4 protein-coding genes are annotated in these 5,517 nt (G+C 35.2%); all 4 read right to left on the reverse strand.

Translation table 11 applies throughout. The annotated features are described in order from the left end of the window. Positions 1 to 180 precede the first annotated feature (180 nt). A complete protein-coding gene (locus IE051_RS18195) occupies positions 181 to 2,907 on the reverse strand; it encodes a DEAD/DEAH box helicase family protein (RefSeq protein WP_189362850.1) in 2,727 nt (908 codons plus the stop codon). Positions 2,908 to 3,089: 182 nt separating this feature from the next. Further along, a complete protein-coding gene (locus tag IE051_RS18200; RefSeq protein ID WP_189362851.1) occupies positions 3,090 to 3,500 on the reverse strand; it encodes a hypothetical protein in 411 nt (136 codons plus the stop codon). 161 nt (positions 3,501 to 3,661) lie between these two features. After that, positions 3,662 to 4,798, reverse strand: a complete 1,137-nt coding sequence (locus IE051_RS18205; protein WP_189362852.1) for a tetratricopeptide repeat protein — start codon at positions 4,796 to 4,798, stop codon at positions 3,662 to 3,664. A gap of 138 nt (positions 4,799 to 4,936) precedes the next feature. Then, positions 4,937 to 5,395 (reverse strand): hypothetical protein, encoded by a 459-nt coding sequence (locus IE051_RS18210; protein WP_229796868.1) that lies wholly within the window; start codon positions 5,393 to 5,395, stop codon positions 4,937 to 4,939. Positions 5,396 to 5,517: the final 122 nt, after the last annotated feature.

Consider the following 5,517-nt stretch of genomic DNA (forward strand, 5'->3'; position numbering starts at 1 on the left):
CTTTCATTCCGAACCAGAATGAGAGTATTATCAGTACAATCGAAATTATTATTAAATATCCTTTTTTCAATTCGTAATTCGGTTTCTGTTAAATGTTTTACAACGTCCCGTGTATGGTGCCGTAGCATCCCGAAGGGTGCTATGCACTATACACCTTGTTGTGGCCAGTTTTTTTATTTTTTACCTCCATTTATTTATTCTCTCAGTCTTGTCCTCAAATTCTGAGGCAAGGGATTGTATTCTTGATTTAAGAAGTAGTCTTCGTCCTTCTACTGTCCTTGTGTAAACCAATTCGCATACCCCTACAAATCGTCTCCATTGTCTCTCAAAATATTCTGCGAATTGTTTTTTACGTCCTAGTATATCAGGCACAGAATGATAGTCTTTTTGGGCAAGCACATTCAAGAAGAAACTTTTTCTGATAACTATATATCTGGGATTTCTTACCGTGCCAATGATTTCATGTAAGGATTTGATAAATGTTGATTTCTCGTAAGTTGTACCTCCCTCCAAATGGCAGTAGACCGCTCCATAATCATCAACATCTGAAACTACTGTCAGCTTTGAGTAGTCTGTATGAATAGTCCCAACTTTTATTAGCGATTCCAGAAGTGCTTCACCGATTTGATGAATGTCTTTTGAAATGTCTCTGTATTTTACGAATGCTCTAAAAGTCTTAAATGCAAGTCGACCAAATATTACGAACCCGAGTCCGCCAATAAACATAAGCCAGTAAAGCAAATCTTCTTTGCTCCTTATATGTCGTGCAGCTCTGCCCAACCCTTGTATCGCTTCAAATCCGAATCCGACTAATCCAGAACCAAGCATACTCAATAGATATTTAATAGTTCGATTATAGTAAAGTGTTTTCAAAGACTTATACTCTTTGTCTTCTGGGAAAGGAACTTTTATTTCCTCAATCAATGTTGCACCACTTTCCAAGGCCTGTCTCCACTTTTCTTTGAGTTGGTGTCGTTGGCCTGCATTGGTGAGCATATGGTTATTAAGATTGACGATCTCTTGTTCTGTTGTCAATTGGTCAGGCAGGTCAAGGCGACCAATTCCATTTTCAATACTCACTTTTTCACGAAATGACACCCCTACAAAAGCCTTGAATCGTCTTTTTAATAATTGAATATCGTCACCTCCATCGGGTGCTGTAGTATCAGCACATACCAAATGCCAAATGTTGCTCGTCTTATCAATGTTTTGTCGTTCTGTTCTAATCGCACGTCCTCTCATTTGATTAGAAAGGACATATGAACCAACGAAACTGGCAAGGATGAGAGAATTAATTGAAGGAGCGTCCCAACCTTCCCCAAGCAATGATTTTGTTCCGACAAGTACTTCAATGTGTCCTTGTTGAAAAACCTGTGTGATGATGTGAACTATGTCATGCTTCAGTTGCTCAGTTGAGTTTACTATCAAGTACTGGTTATCAAAAGGCAGGGATGAAGTCGATAAACGTTCAATATTGTATTTAGCAGCGACCTCTTTGAATGCCTTAATTGCAGAAACGGGAATAATAATTAAAGAGCCAGTGAGAACGCCAATCTTGATGTTGCGTTCATTGGTTCTTCGCAACTGCTCGAATATTGGCAGCACACCAATCTTGTTCAACTCCAACGAGTTTGTTGATTGGTTCACAAGAAACTCCTTACGGATATAGTCGGTGAGAATAACCATCCGTAAATCTTGCTTCAAGTGGTCATGTTCAAAATCAACAATTTGGTCAATGCTTTTTAACTTACTAATACTTGAACTCAAGAAGTTGTTGATTTTTCGGTTGTGTCTGAAATTCACAGAACGTCTCTCCATTGCTCCGTTCCGCTTTAACTTGTTGGTTAGCTTTTCCTGATGAGTTTCATATTCTGCAAAATTGTCAGCGTCTTTGTACAGGTAGAATGTGAGCAAGATTTCAATCCATTCATAATTCAGCTCAGGAACTGTAAACTTCTTGTCTCCAATTATTTCAAGATGGTCTTTTGTAATTTCCTTGCCAATTGCATTAAGGAATATCAAGGTAGCGGAGTAGTATTCAAGATTGGTGTAAATCCAGTCCAATTGTTCGTTTGGCTTCTGATAAATCGGATGCTTTTCAAGAGCCGAAATTAGAGTCTGGTCAGCTTTGATATCATTGAATAATGTTTGAATGCGCTGGCGGTACTCGTCAATTTTATAACTCTCTTCAATTGTTGGACTTGAGAAAAAGACGTAATCCTGATGTGGGCACAAGTCGCCTTCTACAACCAACTCGGGCACGGAAATCTCCGCATCAACAGGTCCGTTTAGTTCAATGTAACGTTGCCATTCTAAATGAGAAACATCATATGGAGGGGTAGCAGTGAGTCCAACAATTGTTGGGTTAAGTGCCTTTTTGACCTTTGTTAGTGATTGCCACCAAGCATTTTTGAGGTGATGAGCTTCATCAACTACAATCGTTCCGATATTTTGAGCTTGTAAAAGCTTAATGATTTCTGACGTCTTTGAATTCCCATTACCTTTCCCATTATCTCCGTTTCCGTTTTCTTCTTCTGACTCTTCCTGTTCTTCGTCAAGTTCAGTCCCTGTGCAGGCAGCGTGAAGTGCTTGATAAGTGGCAACGGTCAAAAATTTAGGATTCTTTATATCCCTTGAAATCCAGTCAGGTTTTTGCTCAACTTGTAAAAAAAGTTCGCAGAATCGCTGTATCCATTGATTTCTTATAGCCACGGTCGGAGCAAATACAAGTGTCGGTTTGTCCAGTTGGATGGCGACTTCAAGTCCCAGAACCGTCTTGCCTGAACCAGGGGGTGCAATAATGTGAAGATGATTGTCGTCAAGATGTCCTTCTAACTCGTCAATTACTCGCTGTTGGTATTTTCTCCAATCGTATTTAAATTTTATATCAGATGGAAATTGTTTCAAGTCTGTATTTATCGTTTTTCAAATTGGCCACAACGGTTACGTATAAGAATAGTGCGTAGTTTGAGTGCGAGGATTTTCCGAAGGAAAATCAGATGCAAGCAAACAAGCACTAACTCTTGATTTAGGAATAAACTTACGCATTATTTTTATACTATGTTGGGTGCAGTTTTTTTTCTTTTTATCTAATTTACATTCCAATTATACACTCGTATATTTTCAAATGTATTTTTTCTTTTTAAAATCAAATTAATATCATTCGTCCATTGGTAGCCAATCCTGTCACTATGATACAATAAGGTCTTTCCTTTCGTAATATTATTTATTTCGGTTGCTAAGTCAGTCAATGCATTATTAATATCCTCTTCTTCATAACAGGATATATGAGTATGAATATCAGTTTTTCCGCTTGGGTCTTCCAATCCGATTGTGATTTCAGAATTATAAGTAGCAATCCAAATGGAAAATTCGTTTGTCGGACTTCTTAAGTCACAATCAAAAGAATTGTCGTCTTTGTAATTGATAGTTTTGGTGAATTCTGGGAATTTCTGAACCAAAAATGATTTAATTAATTCAGAAAAACGTTTTTGATTCATCTTTTTTGGGTTTGCTTGGTAATTGCACACAACGGTTTTGTGTATGATAAGTGGCGTGTTTAAGCAACTAATTTAGCAAATACAAACCGAATAGAAAATCCGCGAGGATTTTCGTAAGCAAGATCGAACTAGCCATTAATTATACACCTTGTTACCCACAGTTAATTTTTTCCTTTTCTTGAACTTGCTGTTGCTTTAATTTCTTCGTTCAATATTTTTAAAACCATTTTCTTTAAATAATCATAATCGAAATCTTCTTTAATTCCGTAATTGAATGTATAGTGTGTTCCATTTTTGTCCATTCCAAGTATGTACTTTTCGTAACCAAGTTCAACTGAAATAGGCGAGTTTTCCGTTTGGATTGTAAATTCAGTTTCTCCTTTTTCATTTGTAACGTAAAATATATGCTTGTAATAGAGTTTCCCTTCATTAACTGCAAATCGTTCGTAAGCAAGAATTAACTTGTCATTCCAATCGAATTGGTCAAAACAGAACATACTTTTAAGATTGTCTGTTAATTTTCCTTGTTCGTAGGCTTTGTAAAGTTTCTGTTTAAACGGTTTTGCTTTTGCGTACTCTTTTTTGCCATAATAAACTTGAATTAGTTTAGCGTAAGAATTATAGTCTGTTGGTGCTAACTCAATTAATTCTTTATAAGCAATTTCGGATTTGTCATAGTCTTTATTTAGAAACTCGTAAAGTCCGATATTGTACAATGCGTTTATATATGAATCAGATTCTTTTGAGATAGTCTCTTTTGATTTATAAAAGGCTTCTAAAGCTTTATCAGGTTGATTTAGTTCCGCATAGATTTGTGGAATCATAGTAAAAGGTCTGTCTATTGGTTCATTTTTTTCCGTAGCTGTTATATAAGCAGAAAGTGCTTTTTCATATTTCTCTTGACTTATATATGAATCTCCTAAACCACTAAAATAATTTGAGTTACTTGAATCCAATTCAATTGCTTTATTGAAATATTCAATTGCTTTGTCGAATTGTCCCATATAATTCAAGGTCATTCCTTTTATGAAATAAGCGTCTGGGTCTGTTTTGTCTTTTTTGATTGACAAATCCATTAGTTTAAGTACATTATTATCGTCAGCTTTCATATAGTAAGCCATTCCAACATAATAAATTGCTTTAGCTGGATATTCACTTGCCTTTTCAGAATGCTCGGAAATAATCAAATCATATTTTTCTTCTCCGTAAGCTTTTTCTAATTCAGCCGTAATCTGTTCTTGAGCATAATTACTTAAGCTTAAAAGACAAATTATTAATGCTAGCAGGATTTTTTTCATAATTGTGGGTAACGGTTACGTATATGGAAAGTTGCGTGTTTGTGTGCGAGGATTTTCCGAAGGAAAATCAGAAGTAGCAAACAAGCAACTAACTTTGTTTTAGCTAAAACCAGCAATTTTTTATATACTTTGTTGCCATTAGTTTTTTGTTTTTATACGGTCCGCTAATATACCCGTTACTTTTTTTCCGTAATTGTTTTCGATATGTACATCTATGAAAACTTTGTTCAAGTCATTTGTTAGTTTTGTGTTGTATTTATATATCCCTTTTTCGTGATTTAATGTGTCCAGATTAATTTTATTATCATTCTCCTTGTCATAAGCTACTAAATAGCTTTTATCAGAATTATAGCCAACTATCATAATCTCCATTTTATAGTCGGAATTTAGTTTTAATGAGTTGTCTGGATTATTTGAAGTCTTTACAAATATGCTGTCAAAAACATATTTGCTATTTATTTCAGCTACAATATTTTTCAGACTATCATTTTCAACTCGTAATAGGTCAATTTCTGATGTCAAATTAGTTAGTTGTTTTGAATCAGTACAGCTAAAAATTAGCAAGGTCAGAATTGCAATAAGTAGGGGTTTATTCATTTTGTTATAATTAATGGCAACGTTAAGTATAAGAAACGTAGGGCAGATGATAAGCACTATCGTTTCGGTTTATTACTTAGCTAAATATAAATATTTTGCTTTTATCTTTTCTACTATAAACG

The organism is Algibacter mikhailovii (genome assembly GCF_014651495.1).
Classification (GTDB): Bacteria; Bacteroidota; Bacteroidia; order Flavobacteriales; family Flavobacteriaceae; genus Algibacter_E; species Algibacter_E mikhailovii.